Genomic DNA, 22,274 nt, shown 5'->3' on the forward strand with positions numbered 1-22,274 from the left:
TTGTTAACCTAATTTAATCGATAAGGTATTTAACTCTGCCATCAACTCGCTCATCAATGTAGCGTCAGCCGCAGCACTATGTGGTGCGCTAAAGCGACCAATATCATTGTCAAAATAGCGCCCACCCGCACTTGCAAAAGACTCAGAGAGCGCCGCTGACACCAAAATATCGGCGCCTTGCTGAATATTTGTGCCTTGCATACCATAAGCTTCGTGCACCATTTTACTTGCCAAAAATGATTTGGGATTCACTGCAACTATCATGGGGCCTGCGTCTTTATGCTTTTCACCCAAGAACTGTGACCACATAGTCAGTGCCAGCTTACTTTTTGCATAGACTGCACCATTAGACAGCGCACTATGCTCACTCAATTCATTTGCTTTGAATGGAGCCTGTGCCGCCGAAGAGAGATTGACTACCCGACCATGTGGTGAGAGTAGCGGTAGCAACCCTTGCGTCAACATAAAAGGAGCAATGGTGTTGACCATAAAACGTATATCTAGATTATCCACCGAGTGGGTTTGATCAATGTTAAACACACCTGCATTATTAATCAGTACATCCAACTGCTTGTGCTCACTGCGCACATCTGCAATCAGCGCATTCACTTCTTTGGCTGATGATAAATCAGCACGGTAGCTAAAAATGACATCTGGACCAAATTGCGCTGATAAATCTTTGAATACGCTATCAAGTTTACTTTGGCTACGGCCATGAAGCAGTACTTGATGACCACTTTTAAGTAACGTGATAGCGGTTGCAAGTCCAATTCCGTCTGTTGAACCAGTGATTAAAATTGTCTGTTTCATAATCTTTCCCGCCGCGTATTTTACGTTCAGTCTAGTGTTGGTTGAATTACCACTCTATTCCATAATAAATATTTTGATAATAACCTTTAAAATTAAATCAGTTTCAATTTAATTTTGAAAATAAGCACGATGTTCATTGTGTCAGTGCTGAGCCTTCTCGCCAAGGTATGCGCTTTTGCTGAATCACCCACTCCACCACAATCAAATTGATGACTATCGCAATCAGGCGATCATAGTCATGGTGTAAAGCCGCAAGCACTTCATAAAGACCAGTCCAAGCGCTAAATACTAGCTGCAATATTGCGCCAGTGAAAAGTGGTGTAATTGCTGCCAAGGCGAGTGCAACTGCGCGCATCATCCATATTTGGTGCTGGGCAATTCGCCCCTTTACCACATGTACCACAGCTACTGAAAAGGCAATACAAATCGACATACTTAAAATTACTAGGGCAATAAATCGGCCGCCGAGTTCATCAGGTGACAGCGCTATATGCATCCAAACCCCAGACATGGCCATCAGGCACCCAGAAACCACAGCGATTCGGCCGCTCACTTTATGCCATATAGGTCGGCGCATTCTGATACGTGGTGAGAACTGCCAAGGCATGGTTAAAAAAAACAATGCCCCCGTACTACCGTGTGTAAGTATCGCTGCAGGCGCATAAAAATACTGCGCATTGATCAGTTGTGAAACGCCAGCAATGGCCCCATCCCCCAAAAGTACAAGAGCCACAATAAAAATTGCCGGTATGCCAGGAATTGCGGTGAGCAAAAATAAGCTTATCACCACTGGCCAGTTGAATTTATTATCTTGTTTAGTATGCTGCAATTGTGCTGTCATTTTTAATTCACTCTTTGTTTCGATACACATGAATGGATTATGAGAAACCGCCTAAAAAAATCGTCCTTATCTATTGGCGAGGACTAATTTGGTTGACTCAGCACTCACATAAAGAACCAATAACCCCCCCTAACTATATGATATAAAAACTTTGTTTTAATATTAGAGGAAAGCCAAGGAACATGATGATGAGTGAGCAGCCGATACTATTTACTCTTAATATAGCAACGCTTTGTATCATCTTGTTTAGCACTCATCAGCTCTTATTACGCGCACAAGATAGATGGATTTACCAGCCATTAAGTTTGTGCCTAGTATCCATCGGAATGGTGATTTGTATGCCTTCCATTAGGCTTCTATTGCCACAACTTCAGGTCACTATACTGATACTCTCATTACCAGCACTACTGCTCATCTCTCCTTGCTTATGGCTCTATACAAAAGGTCTAACTAGCCAAACTCCGTGGCAGCTTAGTAAAAGTGAGTTTAAACATTTTATCCCAGCTATATTTGGTAGCTTGCTCGCTCTTACTGCTCTGTGTTTACCCACCAAGTATGTAAATGCTGTTTTATTGACAGAGCAACTCAGTGTCGTCGAACAAGCGCCCAGCATGATGCGTTATACCATTTATGGTGTGCTGATTTTCACATTCTTAAGCATAATGGGCTGGGTGCTCCAGTCAGCATGGTATGTCTTCAAAATTATTGCACGGCTTAAGAGCTATCGAAATCAATTACAAGATGTATTCGCCTCTACAGAACAAAAGGAGCTACATTGGTTGAGTTGGTTAATCATCAGTGTCGGCGGTGTTTGGGTCTTTACCGCCATCAATTTGGTACTCGATAACCTATTCACGCCAATTTATTTTGATGATCGGATTTACCCACTTTTGTATTTACTGGTCGTGTATAGTTTGGCACTTTGGGGCCTCAGGCAAAAGCCAGGGTTTGCTGAACTCTATTCGTTACCAACCTCTCACAATAGCGCGCAATTAATAGAGATGGACAGCAAAGAGGCCAATCAAAATGGCGAACAAAAATATCGTCGTAGTGCTTTAGACCCTGCGCAAGCCAACCAAATAAGTCAAAAAATAGAGCACGCAATGCAAGTCGACAAACTCTACTTAGATGCGTCACTTTCACTGCCCAAATTAGCCGCCCACATACATACCTCACCAAACTATATCTCTCAAACCTTAAATGAGAATTTGGGCACACGCTTTTTTGACTATATCAATAAGTATCGTGTTACCGAAGCAAAGGGGTACCTACAAACAACACATAACACCATACTTGATATTGCCATGACCGTGGGTTTTAACTCAAAATCCGCCTTTTATTCTGCCTTTAAGAAGCACACGGGGTTCACTCCCAACCAGTACAAGAAACAGCATCATACAAATGAATAGCCATGGTTGTAGGTGATCTCTTTGCAACATTGTCACTGCCCACGCCAGCCCACAGTGCTCTCACAATTCATGCCTAATATAAATAATGGCTTGGCTGGGCGCTAAAATTGAAAAAATAAAAATTCTTATTCACTACATGATGGTTAGACCACTTGCAACAAAAAATAGACAAGGTAATTTTGAGCTCTTTTCAATTATATTTCTTTTTATTATAAAAAAACGTCGCTTATTACTCATAAAGATTAGTAACAGGCTGTTACCTTTTAAAATAATTAAATAATCAATTTTGATTTTCACACTCCAAAAAACACCAAAATTATAATAAACAACCAGATATATGAATTAACTAGTTTAAAAATTTAAAGAGTCGTTTAAATTACCTCACAAACCAATTGTTAATAGCAATCAGTCTCAATAACAACCACGGACCTATAAAAGGTTCACACCTAAAACCTAGACATAGGTCTAATACTTTGATCTTAATTATCGATCAAATACTCTTCGCACAGCAATCCTTTTGCATTAACAGCTGTCCATTTAAAAAATTTTAATAACCAAAAAGGAATTACACATGTCTGCAAATAATCTAAATCAAAAATCCGAGTTAGATACCTTTTTAACCGAACTAGAAAATCACAAAATATTTAAAAACAAATACTTTTTACATTTAGCAGAAAATAAATGGAGCCCAGAAAGCTATGCATTATTCCGGGCTAATTTCTTTTATCGGACTGAGCTTACGGTAAAAGGCATTGCACAAGTGTGTGCAAGGGCAGCTGAAGTTAATGATATGGATACGCTAATTTTGTTTTCTTATATTCTTGGTGAAGAGACTGGCATGGGAAATAAAGCTCACTGCCACGAAGTATTCATGGAAAATGCGTTAAATTTATTTGGTGGGATGGAATTTGATTTACACCCATTAAAAGTTGTAGATGCGAAAAACAGCCACTATATCCTCCCAGAAACATTAGCCTACAGAGAGCGAGTAACATCACTTATTTCAAATAGTTATCAAAGAATGCTAGGAGTTGCAATGGCACTTGAAACCCATGCAGATCACATGCTCACAGCATTTAGAGAAGGCTTCCGCCTAACCCGTGAGCACCTGGATAAAGAACAGTATCTGAATAAAGTGGAAATCTACTTTAATGCCCATGTCGATAATGGTGTGGAAGAGCGCCATGCCGAAGATGCTCGTCAGTGCGTGATCAATAATTGTCAGTCACAGAGCGATCTCAATGAAATTATGTTTGGTGCCAATGAAATGCTGAAAGTACAAGAAGAAATGTGGCACGCAATGTACGAAAAAACTCTGCAATTAGAAGCCCAAGAGCAGGGAGAGATTTATGCATAACTCCGTATTTTCTCGCTCCGCCTTGGCCCTTAGGGAATCAATTACTCATGGTACAAAAGCCAAAATAGCCAGTATAAATGCCAACTCAGCCCAACAGGTGATCGATCTCAGTATTGGCACACTCGACAATATGGCCGACAAGCGAATTGACGAGGCGGTAATTAACTTCATACACAATGATGCACGTGCCATTCATGAATTTGCGCCGGTAACTGGATTTGCATTTTTACGTGACTCCATCAGTGATCGCGTGTTTCGCCTGCGCGGATTAAGATACTCTCCAGCCGATGAAGTTATGGTGACACCTGGCGGAATAAAAGGCGCGATCACAGTCGCTTTTCATACTCTGCTTAATCCAGGGGATGAAGTAATTGTACCAATTCCCAACTGGCCGCATTACGCCGACATGCTGGCACTGCACGATGCGACCATGGTGCCTGTTTTAGTCGATGATTTTTATCAGCAAGGGTTGCAACCAGATCAGCTCGCAGCCGCGATAACCGATCAAACCAAAATGATTATCCTTGGAGATTGCGTTAACCCATCAGGCAAGATTTATTCGTACAAAGAACAATGTAAACTGGCCGATGTGATTGCCAAACACAATATTGAGCGAATTAAGCGCGACTTACCTGAGATCCAAGTATTGTTTGACTGCCCATATGAGTCACATATTTTAGACGGCCCAGATACAATTTCGGCCTATACATTTACCGACAAAGATCATACCCAATACGCGTTAAGGGACTGCACGACCATAGTCACAGGCCCGGGTAAGACCTACGGTATGCATGGCGACCGAGCAGGCTATATTTGCGCCCCAGCCAAGTTGATATCGATGATGGCACGCGTGCAAGTAAACCTAAATTCGTTTGCTGCAACCTATGCGCAAGTGGCCACCAACGAAGCCATGCAGGCGTATATGGACGAAGTGGCACACCAGCGCGCCGTTGATTCTAGAGCAAATTTGCAAAACTATGCCGATCTACTCAATGCCATAGAGGGCGTAGTCGCGCCAGTACCTCAAGGTGGTTTCTTTATCTTTGTCGATCTATCAAGCTATGGAGACAAAATTACCGCAGCAGGATTTGAAACAGCGCAAGCGTTTATCCTAGAAAAGGCCAAGGTTGCCTCCATTGGCGGTATGCACTTTGCTGAAGGGTGTGCGCAATTGCGACACTTTATTCGTATGAACTGTGGCCGGACAAAAGCCACACTCGAAGAAGCCGCAAATCGCATTAAGCTGGCACTAGAATCTCTGTAGTGAGAATGGCCCAGAAGACTGGGCCAGTATAAGGAAATATAACCATGCAAAGTAAAAACATGACTAAGTTTTGCATTGTGGGAACTGGCTTTTCGGGTACAGCTGCGCTCGTGCATTTAGTGAAGCAGCTCGTCGCTTCCAAACTGGATTGTCGCAATATCGAAGTTGTCACCATCGAACAACGAAAAAGCAATGGGCCTGGCCACCCCTATTGCCGTGAAGAGCTGTTACCTACTCACTTGTGCAACAACCAAACCTATATGATGGCGTTATTTGACAACGACTTTTATGATTGGTTATGTGAGCAACGGGTTGAATTAGCTGAGCAAATACCTGATCTGATCAAAGTGACACATCCAGAATTAAAAGACGTCACTCAGTGGCAGCCAGATCAAGACGCCTTTTATCCACGGGCGCTTTTTGGTCTATACCTCAAAGCTCGATTTGACCAGTACTGTCTAGTTGCCAAAGAGAATGGCATACAACTGCATCACTTCAACGACTGCCAAGTACTTGATGGCCAATCAACTGAACAAGGCTTTGCACTGCAATTTCGACAAGCGGCAAGCCTCAATAAAACCACACAGGTGTTCGACAGGGTATTGCTTTGCACAGGTCACTGGAACAGTATTAAAACCAACAAATATGATGACCGAGTGCTTACCTCACCTTATCCGTATTCAAAATTAAAAGAATGGCTAAATCAGCAAGCGCAAAAGGGTGAGATAAAAACCAAACATATTGGCATCAAAGGCATGGGGCCAAGTGGAATTGATGCAATCCTATCGCTGGTCGAATCAGGCCAATTTATTTACAACGCTGAGGGCGAAGTCACTGCGTTTAAAGCTGATGAAATCACAGCTAAACTTAAGATCCATGCGCTGAGTCGCTGTGGCTTTTTTCCAGCTGTGCGTGACAAACGTATTGAGCACCAGTTTAAGTACCTCACAGAAGATACGTTTTTCGATTTAGAGCAAAAACAAGGGAAACGCCTCGCCTTGGACGACATTTTGCATCTCATTGATATGGAATTAAAAACTGCCTCAGGCGGTGCGATTGGCTGGTATGAAGTTGCCCATCCACCCTTTGATTCGGCTCTAGAAAAGCTTGAATATGATGTCACATTGCCCCATGACAACGCCCTGATCCACACCGTGTTATTGCGGGTTAGGCGCATGAAGTTTTATCGCTATTTAACGGCCGATGAAAAACAACGTTACGACAGTTTACTTGACACCCACTTTATCCGCACCGCAGTACCAATTCCGCTGCTCAATGCACAAAAATTGATAGCCTTGTTTGAAGCTGGCATATTGTCTAGTTGTCAGCTCGGTTACGAACACAAGGATGCAATAAAAGTGAGTGCAAAGGACATTGTGGTTACTGATGGTCAACTACCAGAGCCATTTAACCTAGATGGTATCATTTTAGCGGCGGGGCAAAGCTTTAAGCTGGAACGCCACCCAGACAACCTAGTAAAGTCATTAGTTGCACGGGGTGAGCTGCGGCCACACGCAGAGCAAAGTTACCAAACTGGTGGTATTCAGTTACAGGGGCATGAATCATACCGCGCTATGCGAACTAACCCGAATACCCTTCAGGCACAGGTATCTCCCTATTTATCCTCATTTGGCGTACTCACTCGATATTGGCAAAACGAAAGAAACTTTGCCGCAGCATTTGTCGAAGCAGCCCAAAGTGTTGCCCATGATTGGGTCGATCATATTTACCAAAAAACTAAGTCACAACACACACGAACTGAACAAAACAACGTCCATGCTTAACCGTATGACAAGGAGCAAACAATGGAAATGAAAGAGTTTTACTATGAAAATGGCATTCGCGTCAGCTTGTTCAATTTAGATCATAGAGCTGTTCCTTACCATTTTCATCAATCCGTATCCGATATGATTTATTGTGCCAAGGGCGCCATAAACATTGAATTGCCTGACAGGCATCAAATCTACCATGTACCGCTTGGCGAGGTGTTTCAGATCCCGTCTAAGCTCAAGCACCGTTTTGCCAACGCCATGGCGCTGGGTACGCCAAGTCGCTATGTACTCATGCAATTGGGTGAGTTTGACATTGAGTTTGTGAAAAACAACAAAAAAATGGATGCCTTACTAGAGGGGGCAACGCGTTTTGATTATCAACAAACCAATGTTTACATTGAAAATCGCAAGCAAGATATTCTGGCATTGGTCGAACAATTTGCCACCAACAAACCTGACGTACTAGATGAAGAAGAGCTCAATGATGTCCTTATCGCATTAAAACTCTTTGCAACACACGGCGTCGAGGCGCGCTATCCAGAGAATGCGCTAGAGAGCGCCTAATGGAATATACCAATGTAACCACCGCTATTATTTTAGGGGTTTTTGGGTTTGCAGGGTTGATAAAAGGGGTGGTCGGGCTCGGCCTCCCTCCCATTGTGTTGGGCCTGCTTACTGCCATCATTGGGATCCATCCAGCTATGGCCCTAGTTGCACTGCCAGCTTTTATTACCAACATTGTGCAAGCGATCAGCGGTCAATATTGGCACACCTTATGGCTTACACAACGGCTATTTTTCTTTTTTGCGACTATCTCTGTGGCGTTGGGATGTTTGTTGACTCAGTTTGTGGATCAAACACATATGTCGCTGCTTTTAGGCGTTTTACTGGTCTGCTACGGCAGCCTGGGCATTATACAATTTAAACCTCGCATTAGTGCCCCTTGGCAGCCACGCGCAGGCGTCCTACTTGGCGTTTGCAATGGCGTATTTACCGGCCTCACAGGATCCTCTGCCGTACCCGGTGTGTTTTACTTACAAGCCATCGGGTTACCCAAAGAAAAACTCATTCAAGCAATGGGAATTTTATTCACTTGCTCGTCGCTCGGGCTCAGTATTGGTTTGATCTGGCAAGGTATTTTAACACCTTCAACTAGCGCATTATCTGTAGCTGCCTTGTTACCTGCGACACTGTGTATGTTTGTGGGTGCGAAGCTACGCAAGCGCATTTCCGTAGCCGTGTTTCAACGTATTTTTTATTCAGCACTTACCTTACTTGGCGCTTATGTCATCGTTAAAAATAGCGCCCTAATCGTTTAACTTACAAGGACTGACATCATGCTTGACGCCCATCTAACACAATTACTCACTGATCTTGCAAAACTAGGAGAAGAGAATGACGCAAAAGCATCTGATAAACAGTCTAAGTATCTTAATATCACCCAAGATACCGGAGAGTTTTTGGCTTTTTTAATTAAAGCCTGTGGCGTCAAGCGCATCTTGGAGCTAGGTACTTCTAACGCTTATTCGACATTATGGATGGCAAGCGCACTTGCGAACAATGGCCACATCACAACCATTGAATATAACGCGCAAAAACACCAACAAGCACGCCATAATATCGACAGGGCAAAATTGAATGTGCAAATTCACAGTATCCATGGCGATATCACTGCCGAGCTTACACATTTAGAAAGCACTTATGATCTTGTTTTTTTCGATGCAGATCGCAGCATTTATATGGATATTTTGCCTGATATTGAGCGGTTACTACGCCCAGCAGGCATCGTAGTGTGTGACAACGCAACCTCCCATCCACAAGAGTTAGCAGCATTTATGCATTATTTTAATCAAAGTCCTAACTACACAACGGCTTTGTTACCTGTGGGTAAAGGAGAATTTGTCGCGTACAAAGCGCAGTGACAAGCGGGCTATTTCCAGCCCATTTTCCACATTTTGGGGTCTTTAAGCTCGCGCCAGTTAATATCTTGCTCGCGATTCGTCATCACCGCTTCGATGATGCATTCGATCACACGACCGTCTTCATCAAATTCGACGCTGGTAACAATAAAGTGCTTCTCTTTATGCGCTGGACTCACCGATGTCCATTTGCTGTTGAGTAATTTTTTGGGGGTAATGGCGTGTTGCATAACCAATATCTTAAATTTTTTAAGTTGTTACGTGCCACGCCAAACGAAAGATCAAAAAACCAGTGTTGAGACTCTGTCTGAGTCTCAACACACTTGTCTAGCGGACCGATTGACTCACAGAATATTGTGCAATCAGCTTATCCATCACTTTAGCCGCGCTGGCAATGTCGGTTGCAGCGACACTGATCTGCTCTGCACCTGTGACATTTTCAGTGGCTTTTTGGAAAATGGCAGTGATATTTTGGCTCACTTCATCAATCGCATTGCTTTGCTGCTGCGTGTTACTCGAAACAGATTCTGTCACCAATTCTACTTGCTGCGCTTGTTCTACGATTTGCTCTAACGCTTTTTTAATAGCCTCTGCACGCTCGGCTGCTTCCAGTGCATTTTCTTTGCCTTGCGTGATCACGCTGGATGCTTCCGATGAGCTGGTTTGGAGTTCGGATACCAAGGCTGCAATTTCTTCCGTTGATTTTTGAGTACGGCTTGCCAAACTGCGCACTTCATCGGCAACAACAGCAAAGCCTCGCCCCTGTTCACCGGCACGAGCCGCTTCAATGGCTGCGTTGAGTGCCAACAAGTTGGTTTGCTCCGCAATACTTTTGATCATTTCAACCATAGAAGAAATACTACCAACGCGCTCGTTCAGGGCATCTACAGTTGTAGCTGAACGCGCCATGTCATCAGAAGCCTGCTGAATAACCTGTACAGCGTCTGCAACCACTTGCTGCCCTTGCAAGGACTCCTGAGTTACCGTTTTAGCAGCTGCCGCGTTTTCATTCATAGAGTTTGCAATAACCTGAATGTTTGCGCTCATCTGTTCAGAGGCCGACGCAATAGTCTGTATACCTGTTTGCTGGCTGATTAGGTTCTCTTGGCTCTGCTGAATTGCCGCTGCCGTTTCTTGAGATGAACCAGCAATTTGCGCAGAAACTCGGGCAAATTCAACGAGGTCATCTTCAAACTGCCTCGTTAAGTTATTGATATTGAGTGCTGAATTCCCCAAGTCGTCTTTAGAGATGACGTCAATCTCGTGGCCCAGGTTCTTGTGTAAGCGCGCGATATCAATGCCTTCTGCAATCATACTCGATTGGCGGCGTCGCAAACGAATCGCAAAAAACAACGCCGCAGTAACCAATAGCCCAACAACTAAAATTATAAATTCAATCACTAAAATCAGCACCGCATGTTGCTGAATTTTAATTGCGGTTTCATCAACCAAGTTCAGTGCTTTTTCTTCTGCATCTTTTAACGCATTGATCCGCTCTGTCGCAGCCCTAAACCAAGTTTCAGCATCTAGTCCAAATCCTGAGTTTTTATCAGCTACGCCGCGGCGAAAGCGCTCAATCTCACGTATCGCTGGGGTATCTAGCGCCTGCTCAAACATGCGTTTCATTACTAGAGGAGACGCTTCAAGCGCCTCATCCAAATAGACTTCCTGCTTAGTTATCAAAGCCACATGCTTAGTTTTTAGTGCCGGAGTAAAGCCATCGCGACTAAGTACATTCGTCAATACCGCTCGCTCAATACCCGCAGACTCTTTGGCACTGGAAAAGTTGTATATTGCCACCAACTCAGAGGCGATGGTGTGGTCATTACTTAACCTTGATGCGGTGATAACAATATGCAGCGCTTTTAGATTAATATCGGTGTAGTACTTTAACGCTTCAGATAGAGGGATAGAAAGGTTGTCAACTTGCCCACGCACCGTGGAAAGGCGGCTAAACTTACGCTCGAATTCATCGAGTTCTTTGGCCATTTCAGGCATTAAGTCCCAGTGTTTTTGTTCTTCTTTTAGTTTGGCCAAGAACCTGTCTGTTTGACCTCGCTGCTGGCGCAGCTGATCTCTAAACTTGGCTCCCTTGGAACCAATAAACCCGGCGGATGCGCCGCGCTCCTTTTGCGTTTCATGGATCACGCTCAATACAGCGTGGCTTAAAAACGCGTTATATTCTGCGTCATAGGCGTCATTCATCCGCTTCGCCGACACAGATACATCATAAAAAATCACCGCTCCTAGCAGTAAGCACGGTAGTAACACAACGGTAGTCATATGACTAGAAACGTATCGAGCAATTGCTTGTAACATCACTGCACCACTATATTTTATTCAACACAACTTATACGACTGTAAATAATTTACAGCTCACACTTTTACAGAAAAAATCATTATTTACTAGTTAAATAAATGAAAACATTAAAATAAATAACTAAAACTTTTTTCCTATACCCAATTAAGGGAAAATATCGCCTTGATTTGATTTTTTACTCTAAAACTGTAGACGATATTTCGTTCAATGCTCGTGCTAAATGACGTTTCCTCGTGATGGTATTTTAATAAGGCACAGCCACAACATCAGCAATTAATTGTAAATATGCCTTATACAAAGTCTGCGCTTATTTCCCTTCACTGATTCGTGCTTTTACCCAAGCACCAGCCTCTTTGAGTTGGCTGTCGGAAAAATTTTGACTGGTGCAGGCGCCGCGCTTAAACACTGCTCCACTGCGAAAATCATCTGAGTAGTTCCAATTGGTCCAGCTGATTTTTTTGCGCGCCATGAGATCGATGTACTGCTGTGCACTGACAAAATCATTGGGGCCATCGCCATCGTAGTTTTGTGTGCCCCATTCACTAACGAAAACAGGTAGCACATCTGATGCTTGGTCGAGCACGCTACGATAATAGTCTTTGTGGGATGCCGCGTAAAAATGGAAAGTGTACATTATATTGTCGAATTTCACCGGGTCATTAAGTACATCTTGAACACTACCACCAGATGATGCACCAAACGTTGACCAACCGTGTGTCCCCAGTAAAATCAAAGCATTAGGCTGAATATTTCTGATGACCGGAATCACCTGATCTGCATAGTGGCGGATCTGTGACCACTCGACTTTATTTGGCTCATTGGCAATATCATAAATCACATTTTTGCGATGTTTATTACTGGTCACAATGTCGGTGAAAAACTGTTTTGCTAAATCCAAATTAAAGTTGGGATCTCCTGGGGTAAGTTGGTGCCAATCCACCAAGACATATAAACCACGCTGACTGGCCATTTCGATTAGGGTATTCATTTGTGCCGTAAACCCAGCTGGATCATTTTCATAGCCACCCTCTTGTACATACAAGCTCAGTCGTACAATGTCTGCCTGCCAATCATACGCCAACACATCGAGGCTAACGTCTGTCATACATTTACCTAATCCATACCACTGTAATCCATGAGAACTCATGCCACGCAGCTGAATACGCTCGTTTTTCTCACTACATAGACCCGTGCCACACACTCGTAATTGGCCGTACTTTTCAACCGGTGTAATTTGAGTGCCGTCACTACAACGCCCCAAATATTGCCATGCGGTATTACTGCCAGGCTCAGATTTTGTCCACCAGTTGGCCTGATAGAGTTTATTGTCATGTTGCATTTTATCGCCAGTATCTGCATGACTCGGTTTACCCTGCCAATCTAATTTTGGCCAGTCTGGATAAACCTTCACACCCTCACAATTTGCCGCTTGTGCCTGATTAATACTCAGACCCAACGTGAGTGTTATTGCACTTAAATAAACCGCTTTCATTTCGGTCTCCTTTACATGTTGTTTACTTTTTAGTTCCTAATAAGGATATACATGGTTGAGCACAAAATGCTTAGTCAAAGAGCTAAGTTTGATCGCAAAGTATTACTATTGGCGTGAAATGTGTTGATTTTGGGGAATGAATTGCTTTTCAAGGTGGCCATCTGAATAAAAATAAAATATACCGGCTGCATGAAACGCAATGTATTCTATTCATTCGTGTGCGTGTTTTTTCCAACGATAGGAAAAAAGTAAACAATTCAACTAATAAGCTTGTCTGTGATAGTCACAGGACATCAAAATATTAGTTAGGATGGCCTATATTGATAAAGCACCTCTACTTACATCTTAAAACTCGCTTCATATACTATTTATAGAAAAAGTTTAAAAGTCAGTGGTGCGACTAGAAACTGTTACTCATATTATTTTCCTGACCGGTATAATGAATAAATGGGCAGTCAAAATCGTCGCCAAAAATTAAGTACATCTCATAGAGTTGGGCCACGGTCATCACTGTTTTACCAGTTTCAAAATTACTGATAGTGGCCTGATCTACATTGAGTTTTGCACCCAATTGGCTTTGTGTCAGCTTGTTTCTTTTTCTTAGTCGACGTAAGTTATGCTGCACTTCCGTCATTAGGCTATTCACCTTTATCTTTCTTCTCACTACATTGTTTTTCATCGCTTCCCTCGCCAATGCTCTCTATCAACTGTGTTTACTCATTTCCATATTTACTTATGAAAATACATTGTTAATAATATAAAGTGCTTAATGCGGAAAAATCTTCGAATTTTATAAAAAGGATTATTTATCAGAAATTTTCTAGCCATCAGCATTTTTAGCAAACTAATCAAAGCTTGATTAACCTCTCAACACGCACTGGATAGAGGTCATTTAGATCAACTTAGGTGTTAGTAGGTAAAAACTTTGATATTTGCATAATAAGGAAATCAAATGTGATAAGCGGTGACGACCTCAAAGCCATGAGGAAAAAAGCAGGTTTAACTCAAAAACAAATGGCCGATAAGCTAAATATCACCAGAGAAACTGTAAGTAATTATGAGCTTGGGGTAGGCGAGCCTAGGATCAGTCATTTTTTCAAATGGCTGGCTTATTGTAAAATTGACATTAACCCCCTGATGATACAGATTAGAAATATATCGAACAAATTAACTAACCAAGAAGACATTAAGGATAAGGAATAATGATGAGATCTCTGGATAAGGCATTACTGAAGGGAGTAGTTGGCGGTTCAGTATATAAACCAAGTCGACCACACTCAGCATGTGCGACCACGATACCAATTGAAAAAAAGCCTCAGCCTATTCAAAATTAGGCATTTCAATTAACCCAGCTCAAAGGGATCCTAATGATTAGATTGAGCCATATTAACCCTCACTGCCGATTAAAAATATTAACCGGTATCTATTATTTAGAAATTTAGAGTAAGCAATTCAAACTATGAAATTAGTACATCTAATATTTGCTACAGTAATTGCGCTTACCGCTTTCTATATCAAATTAGACAACCCTAACACTGTTGTGTTTTTGTATATTGTAGTTTTAGCATTTTTCTATGCATTCGGTACATTTAACAATGAGCCTAATATTAGTCATATATCAATGATACTCGTTATAGTTACTCTAGTTGAACATGTGACATTTGCTTATGGACTTGTGAACTTAGGGCAACTGGGTGACAACTTCCTCATTATTGGCACTATTGTTTTTGGGTTGCAGATCTTAATAAATTTACTAGCTGTTTTGCTGTTTATGTTAAGAGTTCAAATATCCCGTTTGTTCTCAAGCTCTAGTAAAATCATACTCACAGATTTTGATGGCTTGTTTCATTGGCTATTTATAGCCGCAGGGTTTGTGAATGTTTTAGCCTTAATTGAAAATGCCTTAAGAAATGCATTGGGCTGGCACTCACTGACGTTTATCTACGACACCTACGAGATATATGGCTATGCATTGATGGCCATAGCCTGTGGTCTGTTGCTAACTATGCTGATCTTAAAGGTGAAAAATAGACAGCTTACTTAACACTTTATGGTCATTTTTTAATTTCTAAATTATGAAATATTACATATTAACTATTTACATAATTAAAGCTATCAAAGGACCTTTTCCTTGGTAGCTAGCGTGTTCTAACGTAGTCGAGTCACGTAACTAAGCGAGATTTCTTCGTTTGATCGCTCACCATTTAATGAGCCAGTGCCTACTGGCTCATATCACTGTCAGTTATACTTTTGATATTAATCAATACACGCTCAAACATTGCTGAATTACAAAGCCTCTGCCTATTTTCATGCTAAGAAATGTCGCTTGCAATCCTCACTGTGCCTCTCACATTGCACCAATTATCCGCCATCGCTCTAGAATTAAGCTAACATTTCAAATAACACCACTCGAGTCGCCATAGTCGTTCAAGTTTTTCATTACAGAGTGTGCTGCCGCACCGCCTATGGCAAAAGCCTTTAAGGAAAGATGTCAAAAATGACCACTCAACATGCTAATAGTAACCTCGTGATGCTGATCTCCATTTTGGCCATGTGCATTGTTTTTGCTGTCGACTCACATATTCCGTTGGGGGTTGCGGGCGGTGTACCCCATATCATTCCAATTCTCATCTCTTTGTGGGCCAAAAACATAAGATTCACACTAATTTTGGCCGTGCTCTGTTCATTATTCACTGTTATTGCTTATTTCAGCTCCCCCAGTGGTGGAGAACTCTGGAAGGTGCTGTTTAACCGTGGCATTGCACTCCTCGCCATTTGGTCCTGTGCCTTACTCACCATTAAGTACTTTAACGAGCTCATCAGACATGCTGCGTTAGAAAAAGAGCTAGAAAAAATAACGGTATATAGAGAAACCATTTCTGGCGTTAATCATCTGGTGAGGAATTTGCAGAGCAATTTCCTAATTATTAACCACTCAAAGAATTTGAAAGATGACTTAGGAGAGGAAGTCATTGACGCATTGAATCAATCTTCCCGAGAAGTGTGTGAAATTCTTGATAAATTGGGGGACTTAGACGAAGTAACACCTGAAGTGATTTCTAAAATAGCCTATTCGAATGTCAATGAATCTAAGTAGTTATATGCACTTAGCTTCTTGTATATACAATTAAAACTGTCGATTAGTTACAACGAAACGCACTGGGCACCGCCCCTGTCCAACGCTTAAATGCCCTGCGAAAACTGTGCTCGTCAGAAAAAGCCATATTGCTGGCAAGTTGACTGTTATTCCATTGGTTTAGCGCCATCAAGTGCAGTGCTTCTTGCCCTTTTACTTCATCGACCAGCAGTTTGAAATTGGTCCCATCTTGCTTAAGACGTCGCTTTAACGTAGCTGGACTCATCCCCAAAGACCGTGCTGTTATGTCTAAGTTCCAAGGATCGCTGAGGCGACGCCTGATCAACCTGCGCAGATGCGCTTGTAGCAAACATGATGCTTGACGGTGCAATCTAACTGCACGCTTAGTTTGTGCAAAGCGCAGTACACTTGCCTCCTTAAAAGGTTGATACAAAACCTGCTCAGAAAGAATAATGGCGCAGCGCGGCGCATTAAACTCAATATGCTCACCAAGGTAAACCGGATAATGAAAATTATGGCTAGGTTGTGCCCACGGAAGTTCAACCTTGAGCCAAGTCTGCGCGCCTAATTGCTCCTTTAGCAGCAGGCGGCATGCTGACAGTGCCAGTTCAAATACGCTTCTTTGCTGCGTGCTTAAAGATGCTGACTCGGTCAGCCGAATGTAGATTTCACCTTGATGGCGCTGTACATTGAGTTGCAGCAGTGTTTCGATATGATTTTGTGACCTTGCCCATGCTGCCAGGGCTTCGTTTAGATTAGGGGCATAACGCCACAGATCAAATAACACATGGCCATGACCGCTAGCAATGCGTTGACCTAACTCCATCGCCAGCTGTGGCTGATCGGCAAGCTCTCTTTTCAGCTTTTTGAGCACATAAAGTGCCTGCTCGGGCGCAACTTGTGCCTCCGGAAACGCCAAATCATCCAAGAATAACTGCGAACCTCGCAATAGCGATTCTGGTTCAACACGGTACTGCTCTGCCAGCTCCAACATAGCGATGAGGAAATGCGCGGGCATACGTTTGTCATTCAAACAAGCGAAACTTCGTTGCATCAGGCGACCTCCGTTTGTGATTGGCTGCGCTTAGCACTGACCAAAAGTTGATTTAAACGTTCGAACAAGGCTTGTTCTGGTTCTTCTTTTTGACGCGTCAACTGCACTGTGGTGACCTTGAGCTTGCCTTTTAAAGCACTGTTGCAGCAATCTTCCATCAGCTGACTAAACACGCTCACTTCGTGAGGAGGCGTGTCTGGCAGTAACACTACAAATCGGTCGCTGGTATAGCGGCAGGCAAGATCGGTATCTCTCAATGCCACTTCAAGCGCCGCAGCCACCTCATTTAATGCTTGGTCTCCTTGGCGCGGGCCATGTATTCGGTTGTAGTGAGCAAAGCCATCAATATCTACCATCACCATTGAAAGGGGCTGCTCTCGCTTATCATGTAGTAACGCCTCTCTGCTGAGCTGAACCAACAAATAGCGCAGGCTATACAACTGTGTCACCGGATCAATTAAGCTGTGTTCGCGGTGAAAATGCTCTCGTTGTTTGAGTTGACGATTCACTGCTTGCTGTTCACTAAACCAAACAACTAGTCCCCAAGTGAGCAAGAACATACTAATCGGTGCAGGCAAGGATTCAAGCCAGGCAAGTAGGCGGTTATCTGGTGGATAGGCAAGGAGTTCATCGAGCAAGTCAAGCCAAGTTGTTAACCAATAAGTACCAGATCCTATGAGTAATAATATCGTTACCCAGCCTCTGGGACGGCACAACATCAGTAACACAAACCAAATGGCCGCCATGATCGTAGCGGCAGCTTCACCGACAAAATCCATCCAGTCGATGGCACTCATAGGTTCTAAATCACCAATGATAAAGGCGAGCAATGTCAGCAACACTCCGGCGAACAAAGTGATGGATAAACTGACAACATGCTGTTTTTGATTGGGGAATAATCTAGTCATGGCAGCATCCTAGACGTGCTTTATGACACTTTTAAGGCGCTAAGCGTTTAATGTATGAGCTATTTAGACCCAGACAAAGCAGCTCGGCTTCTTGCTGCATTACTGTGGCGATCTCTGTTTTTGTGCTTCTCAAAGCCGCCCACAGCGCCGTTAACGCCCTATTTTTCGCGACAAATTAGCTCACAACATGCAGCAAAAAGGTCCGAACTGACGACGAAATGTCTACATCCAAGCCATGTATCTTAACCCTGAAATAAAACTGCAATACAGGGTTTCTAAGGTAGCCGCTCAGCAGATACATACATTCACTAGTTTGCTCTCTGTCGATTTGAAAACAGAGGTAGCGCAACTTCGACAAGCTAAAGTCAGCATGCGCAGTGCGGAAATGGAGACTGTATTTACAAAATGAATTTTAGTTACGTCGGAATTTAACCATGAATAAATCGCAATTTTATAAAACAACGCTGATGCTTGGCTTGTTGGGAGCATTAAGTGCCTGCCAAAGTCACGATATTCAGCCAGCTCACACATCGCAATCGCTGCCGCTATCCACATCAACGTTGACCGCAGGCGCCGTCGACAGCTGGCAAGTGCCCAATGCCGATCAGGTTTTGGTGGTATCTGAAAAAACAGGTTTGAGTTTATATCAAAGCGATACGCTTAGCGCACAGCAAAAAGGCGAATTTAAGCAAGTACGCCTCAGTCCGCTAAGTACTAACCAATGGTTATACGCAGCACAGGAAGCCAGTAATGATAGAGTATTTGTCGGCTCATTGAACGCCGATACAGCCACACTGACGCCACAATTTTCACTCTCTCAAACAGGATTGCTGGTAGATAATCTTTGCTTATTTGCCGACCCCGCTAATGAAACACTTTCAATTTTTGTGTCTGATGGCCGTGGCCGAGCTGAACAATGGCTACTGCGCCAACAACAAAGCTGGTTAGAAGAGCCTTTATTACTGCGTGAACTGGCACTGCCTTATGATGCCGATTCGTGCGCAGTCGACCCCAACCGAGGCTACTTGTATGTCACGGAACCGCTAGGTATTTGGCGCTATCCAGCACGTATTGAAGACAATCCAGAGTATTATCCCGTCTCTTTAGTTGCACCATATGGCGAACAAGCTGAGCCAGCTTCAAGCCTTGCCACTAGTGATTCTGGCGAACTTTTCGCATTATTAGAAAGTGGTGACAATTTACTTTACTGGGATGCCCCGGAAAAAGTAGATAGCTGGCAACCCGCCACAAGCTATGCGTTAACAGGGCTAACAGCAACGATGTTGAACTTAACGCACACAACCAACCAGCAAGTACAACTCAGCTTTACTAATGAAGAAACTGGCCAGTATAGCGTCGCACAGGTAAAACTTAACTCCATCGCCCTGGCCCCTGAATTAAAAGTCGTCCGCCCGATTGCACAGAGTCAGCCTGCGGAGCAATTTGGTGATGCCATGGATGACCCCGCGATTTGGGTTCACCCAAATGACCCAGAAAAGTCACGAGTACTAGGCACACATAAAAAACAGGGTCTCCAAATTTATGATTTAAAAGGAAACCTACTGCAAAAATTTGAAGATGGACGACTCAATAACGTCGACGTACGCGATGGTTTTAGCTGGCAAGGGCGCACGATTAGTCTAGTTGCAGCCAGTAAACGTGATGATGATAGCTTGGCATTTTACGCAATAGAAGCCGATGGTCAGGTAAGACGCCTAGGCACGACACCAGCTCAGTTAACAGGAATTTACGGTCTGTGTATGGCAACCTACCAAGGCAAACATTATGTGTTTGCAAACAACAAAGACGGCCTGACACTGCAGTACGAACTGCAAGTAAATAATGGCAATTTAGTTGCCCCAGTAGTACGTAAAATTCAATTAGGCTCACAGCCAGAGGGCTGCGTGGCAGATGATGTGCACGAGCGTCTGTTTATTGGTGAAGAAGATGTCGGCATTTGGGTCATCAGCCTCAACCCAGCAGATAACAGCCAACCACACTCTATCGCCACAGTTGGAGAACACTTAGTGGATGATGTGGAGGGCATCGCATTGTCCTCTGGAGACTCCCCCATCCTTGTAGTTTCGAGTCAAGGCAACAACAGCTATCAACTTTACCAAGCGACACCACCGTACAAACATCTGGCTGGTTTTCGTGTGGGATTAGATGGATTTAACGGGATTGACGGTTCCTCAGAAACCGACGGGTTAGAGCTATCTACGACCTTGCACTCAAAAGATTACCCACAAGGTTTATTGGTGATCCAAGATGGCCGTAATCGTTTACCAGATAAGCCTCAAAACTTTAAATATGTGAGCTGGCAAGATGTCCTTGAAGTGGCAGGGTTAGCCACAACAAAATTGACTCAAGCAGACTAACCAATATCTTGCTTTCTACTAAATGTTGTTAAGGGTTGGCTATCCAACCCTTATTATATGTTAACCCTTAGCACAGCTCTGTAGGGCAAGCGTCGGTCACTCGGCACGTGTAACACGTATAATTACCAGCGGTGCGGTTGGTACCGCCACCACCGCAGTTATTGCAATTACTGGCACAAGTCTCTTCAGTATATGCACCACCTGCAACTTTTGGCGTCATATCCGATGGCATACGCTTATTATCATTCGATAGTGCTTTAATTTTTTTCTTACTCAATGCTAATTTCATACTTTTTTCCTTAATTTATTTCCATGGGTTTGCTCACTCCCACCCAGTGGCGGTTATTTTTTATACACCTCAAGACCTAAAGAATTCAAGTTGATTGCTTTGAATACCAGAAATAAAACTCAGAATATGCGAATTTTATAAATATTCTGAGCTTTTTTAGAGGGGTAAAAGTTGCGCGCCAAAATTGTTATTAAATTGTTTATTAAATTTTGATTTTTATTGATCTCATCGCTTGCTTGGGCTCTTTTTTGGGTTATGTTAGGAAGGTCTCACCACGCTTCTGGCGATGGGACAAGTAGGAAAAAAACTCTAAACAACTGAAAATCAATATAAACTTGTAAAAGGATACGTTACGATGAAAAAAGTTTATGCATTGACAGCAATCGCTGTATCTATGTTTGTATCAGCATCAGCACTGGCCGCCCAAGGTGAATGTGCCTTAAACCTAGTGAAAGAAGACGGTAACTTTTTACCCGGTGATTACGGACACGGCAACAGAGTCACATACAATGTCACCATCCCTTATACAGATGGTTTTTACCCTAACCCTTGGACCAGCACGCAGCCAAAACCAAGACTCCCTTTCAGCAATTGCATAACCCATTACAATGTACCTGCCAATGCTAAGATCAACTCGATTAGTGTTGATTACACCTTCCAAGAAGCAGTTTTGGTCGCAGACTACGAAATACTTATGGGCTTTATGGGACCAACCAACAAGTTCGATTCCACTTTAAAACGCGGCGGCGGCAATCGCAGAGGTTCTGGCATTCCATTGAGAAATACCGATACAACCGCAGTTGTAAATGGCCAGTTTTTAAAAGACATTGAATTAGAACTACGTGCACGTGTAAACAACCCAGCAGTGAATAACGACTGCCCGCAGTACATCTCGCGAGACACTTGCCGCACAAGAAATACACGCCTTTCAAACTTCACCGTGAAAATTCAGTGGCGCAATTAAATTAACGTTAGTACGTGAATACTGATAAATATACAGATTTAAACTTCACATACAAAAAAGGCGCTTGCGCGCCTTTTTCAAATGTTGGAGAGTACTTTATTATTCACCCACAACCTTTGTGGACTAGCAAAAAAGTTTCATACCAACCGAGACTGCAGGACCTGTATTTTGGTTTTGAAACTTGAGACTTAAGAAATAAAGTTTCATACCATGAATGAAACCTCCATTAGAGCTGCCGTATATTAAACAATAAAGCTTCATCCAATTGTCAGTTTTTCAGAGTCACTAATATGAGCTGTAATCAACAGTTCACTGTGTGTAATAGAAGGCCTCCCTTAATGAGCTGAAGACCTTCATTTGTTAAACCTACCATTGCTCTGTGATGACACTATAAATTTTT

The 22,274-nt window shown here is 43.0% G+C and carries 22 protein-coding genes; 13 read left to right on the plus strand and 9 right to left on the minus strand.

Annotation, left to right across the window (positions count from 1 at the left end; genetic code table 11):
• Positions 1-3 precede the first annotated feature (3 nt).
• Both N475_RS08255 and N475_RS08260 read right to left on the minus strand, forming a co-directional pair.
• Positions 4-810 (minus strand): SDR family NAD(P)-dependent oxidoreductase, encoded by an 807-nt coding sequence (locus tag N475_RS08255; protein WP_063365022.1) that lies wholly within the window; start codon positions 808-810, stop codon positions 4-6.
• A gap of 133 nt (positions 811-943) precedes the next feature.
• Positions 944-1,651 (minus strand): DUF2306 domain-containing protein, encoded by a 708-nt coding sequence (locus tag N475_RS08260; protein ID WP_063355941.1) that lies wholly within the window; start codon positions 1,649-1,651, stop codon positions 944-946.
• 338 nt (positions 1,652-1,989) lie between these two features.
• On the opposite strand from N475_RS08260, the gene N475_RS08265 reads away from it, so the two are divergent.
• The 7 genes from N475_RS08265 (at position 1,990) to N475_RS08300 (ending at position 9,375) form a co-directional block, all read left to right on the plus strand.
• Positions 1,990-3,060: a helix-turn-helix domain-containing protein gene (locus tag N475_RS08265; protein WP_162269592.1), complete on the plus strand. Its 1,071-nt coding sequence runs from the start codon at positions 1,990-1,992 to the stop codon at positions 3,058-3,060.
• Between the two features lie 571 nt (positions 3,061-3,631).
• A complete protein-coding gene (locus N475_RS08275) occupies positions 3,632-4,417 on the plus strand; it encodes an iron-containing redox enzyme family protein (RefSeq protein ID WP_063365025.1) in 786 nt (261 codons plus the stop codon).
• Positions 4,410-5,681, plus strand: a complete 1,272-nt coding sequence (locus N475_RS08280) for a pyridoxal phosphate-dependent aminotransferase (RefSeq protein WP_063365026.1) — start codon at positions 4,410-4,412, stop codon at positions 5,679-5,681. The genes N475_RS08275 and N475_RS08280 overlap by 8 nt, the downstream gene beginning before the upstream one ends.
• A gap of 44 nt (positions 5,682-5,725) precedes the next feature.
• A complete protein-coding gene (locus N475_RS08285; RefSeq protein WP_063365027.1) occupies positions 5,726-7,465 on the plus strand; it encodes an FAD/NAD(P)-binding protein in 1,740 nt (579 codons plus the stop codon).
• Between the two features lie 21 nt (positions 7,466-7,486).
• Positions 7,487-8,017: a hypothetical protein gene (locus N475_RS08290; RefSeq protein ID WP_063355894.1), complete on the plus strand. Its 531-nt coding sequence runs from the start codon at positions 7,487-7,489 to the stop codon at positions 8,015-8,017.
• Positions 8,017-8,772, plus strand: coding sequence for a sulfite exporter TauE/SafE family protein (locus N475_RS08295; RefSeq protein ID WP_063365028.1), 756 nt, complete (start codon positions 8,017-8,019; stop codon positions 8,770-8,772). Before N475_RS08290 ends, N475_RS08295 begins: the two co-directional genes overlap by 1 nt.
• An 18-nt stretch (positions 8,773-8,790) precedes the next feature.
• A complete protein-coding gene (locus N475_RS08300; protein ID WP_063365029.1) occupies positions 8,791-9,375 on the plus strand; it encodes an O-methyltransferase in 585 nt (194 codons plus the stop codon).
• An 8-nt stretch (positions 9,376-9,383) separates the two neighbouring features.
• Here the strand turns inward: N475_RS08300 and N475_RS08305 are convergent, their stop codons facing one another.
• The 4 genes from N475_RS08305 to N475_RS08320 all read right to left on the minus strand — a co-directional run bounded on the left by N475_RS08305 (position 9,384) and on the right by N475_RS08320 (position 13,863).
• On the minus strand, positions 9,384-9,602 hold the full coding sequence (locus N475_RS08305; RefSeq protein WP_063365030.1) for a TIGR02450 family Trp-rich protein: 219 nt from the start codon (positions 9,600-9,602) through the stop codon (positions 9,384-9,386).
• Between the two features lie 97 nt (positions 9,603-9,699).
• Positions 9,700-11,691 (minus strand): methyl-accepting chemotaxis protein, encoded by a 1,992-nt coding sequence (locus N475_RS08310; protein ID WP_063355898.1) that lies wholly within the window; start codon positions 11,689-11,691, stop codon positions 9,700-9,702.
• Positions 11,692-11,999: 308 nt separating this feature from the next.
• Positions 12,000-13,184: a cellulase family glycosylhydrolase gene (locus N475_RS08315; protein WP_063365031.1), complete on the minus strand. Its 1,185-nt coding sequence runs from the start codon at positions 13,182-13,184 to the stop codon at positions 12,000-12,002.
• Positions 13,185-13,584: 400 nt separating this feature from the next.
• Complete coding sequence (locus N475_RS08320) at positions 13,585-13,863, minus strand: helix-turn-helix domain-containing protein (protein WP_063365032.1); 279 nt, start codon at positions 13,861-13,863, stop codon at positions 13,585-13,587.
• Positions 13,864-14,090: 227 nt separating this feature from the next.
• Between N475_RS08320 and N475_RS08325 the strand changes: the two genes are divergently transcribed.
• From N475_RS08325 to N475_RS08335, 4 genes are all read left to right on the plus strand, one after another.
• Positions 14,091-14,387 (plus strand): helix-turn-helix domain-containing protein, encoded by a 297-nt coding sequence (locus N475_RS08325; protein ID WP_227008463.1) that lies wholly within the window; start codon positions 14,091-14,093, stop codon positions 14,385-14,387.
• Positions 14,387-14,518: a hypothetical protein gene (locus tag N475_RS26160; protein ID WP_264373385.1), complete on the plus strand. Its 132-nt coding sequence runs from the start codon at positions 14,387-14,389 to the stop codon at positions 14,516-14,518. The genes N475_RS08325 and N475_RS26160 overlap by 1 nt, the downstream gene beginning before the upstream one ends.
• Before the next feature lie 125 nt (positions 14,519-14,643).
• Positions 14,644-15,228: a hypothetical protein gene (locus tag N475_RS08330; protein ID WP_063355902.1), complete on the plus strand. Its 585-nt coding sequence runs from the start codon at positions 14,644-14,646 to the stop codon at positions 15,226-15,228.
• Between the two features lie 453 nt (positions 15,229-15,681).
• On the plus strand, positions 15,682-16,281 hold the full coding sequence (locus N475_RS08335; protein ID WP_063355903.1) for a hypothetical protein: 600 nt from the start codon (positions 15,682-15,684) through the stop codon (positions 16,279-16,281).
• A 43-nt stretch (positions 16,282-16,324) separates the two neighbouring features.
• Here N475_RS08335 and N475_RS08340 read toward each other — a convergent pair whose 3' ends face one another.
• Both N475_RS08340 and N475_RS08345 read right to left on the minus strand, forming a co-directional pair.
• Positions 16,325-17,335, minus strand: coding sequence for an AraC family transcriptional regulator (locus N475_RS08340; protein ID WP_063365034.1), 1,011 nt, complete (start codon positions 17,333-17,335; stop codon positions 16,325-16,327).
• A complete protein-coding gene (locus N475_RS08345; protein ID WP_063365035.1) occupies positions 17,335-18,243 on the minus strand; it encodes a GGDEF domain-containing protein in 909 nt (302 codons plus the stop codon). Before N475_RS08345 ends, N475_RS08340 begins: the two co-directional genes overlap by 1 nt.
• A gap of 434 nt (positions 18,244-18,677) precedes the next feature.
• On the opposite strand from N475_RS08345, the gene N475_RS08350 reads away from it, so the two are divergent.
• Positions 18,678-20,621, plus strand: a complete 1,944-nt coding sequence (locus tag N475_RS08350) for a phytase (RefSeq protein ID WP_063365036.1) — start codon at positions 18,678-18,680, stop codon at positions 20,619-20,621.
• A 67-nt stretch (positions 20,622-20,688) separates the two neighbouring features.
• Here N475_RS08350 and N475_RS08355 read toward each other — a convergent pair whose 3' ends face one another.
• Positions 20,689-20,910: a hypothetical protein gene (locus N475_RS08355; RefSeq protein ID WP_063355907.1), complete on the minus strand. Its 222-nt coding sequence runs from the start codon at positions 20,908-20,910 to the stop codon at positions 20,689-20,691.
• Between the two features lie 355 nt (positions 20,911-21,265).
• On the opposite strand from N475_RS08355, the gene N475_RS08360 reads away from it, so the two are divergent.
• Positions 21,266-21,874, plus strand: coding sequence for a hypothetical protein (locus N475_RS08360; RefSeq protein WP_063355908.1), 609 nt, complete (start codon positions 21,266-21,268; stop codon positions 21,872-21,874).
• Positions 21,875-22,274 lie beyond the last annotated feature (400 nt).

Origin of the sequence: Pseudoalteromonas luteoviolacea DSM 6061 (genome assembly GCF_001625655.1) — a bacterium.
Taxonomy (GTDB): Bacteria; Pseudomonadota; Gammaproteobacteria; order Enterobacterales; family Alteromonadaceae; genus Pseudoalteromonas; species Pseudoalteromonas luteoviolacea.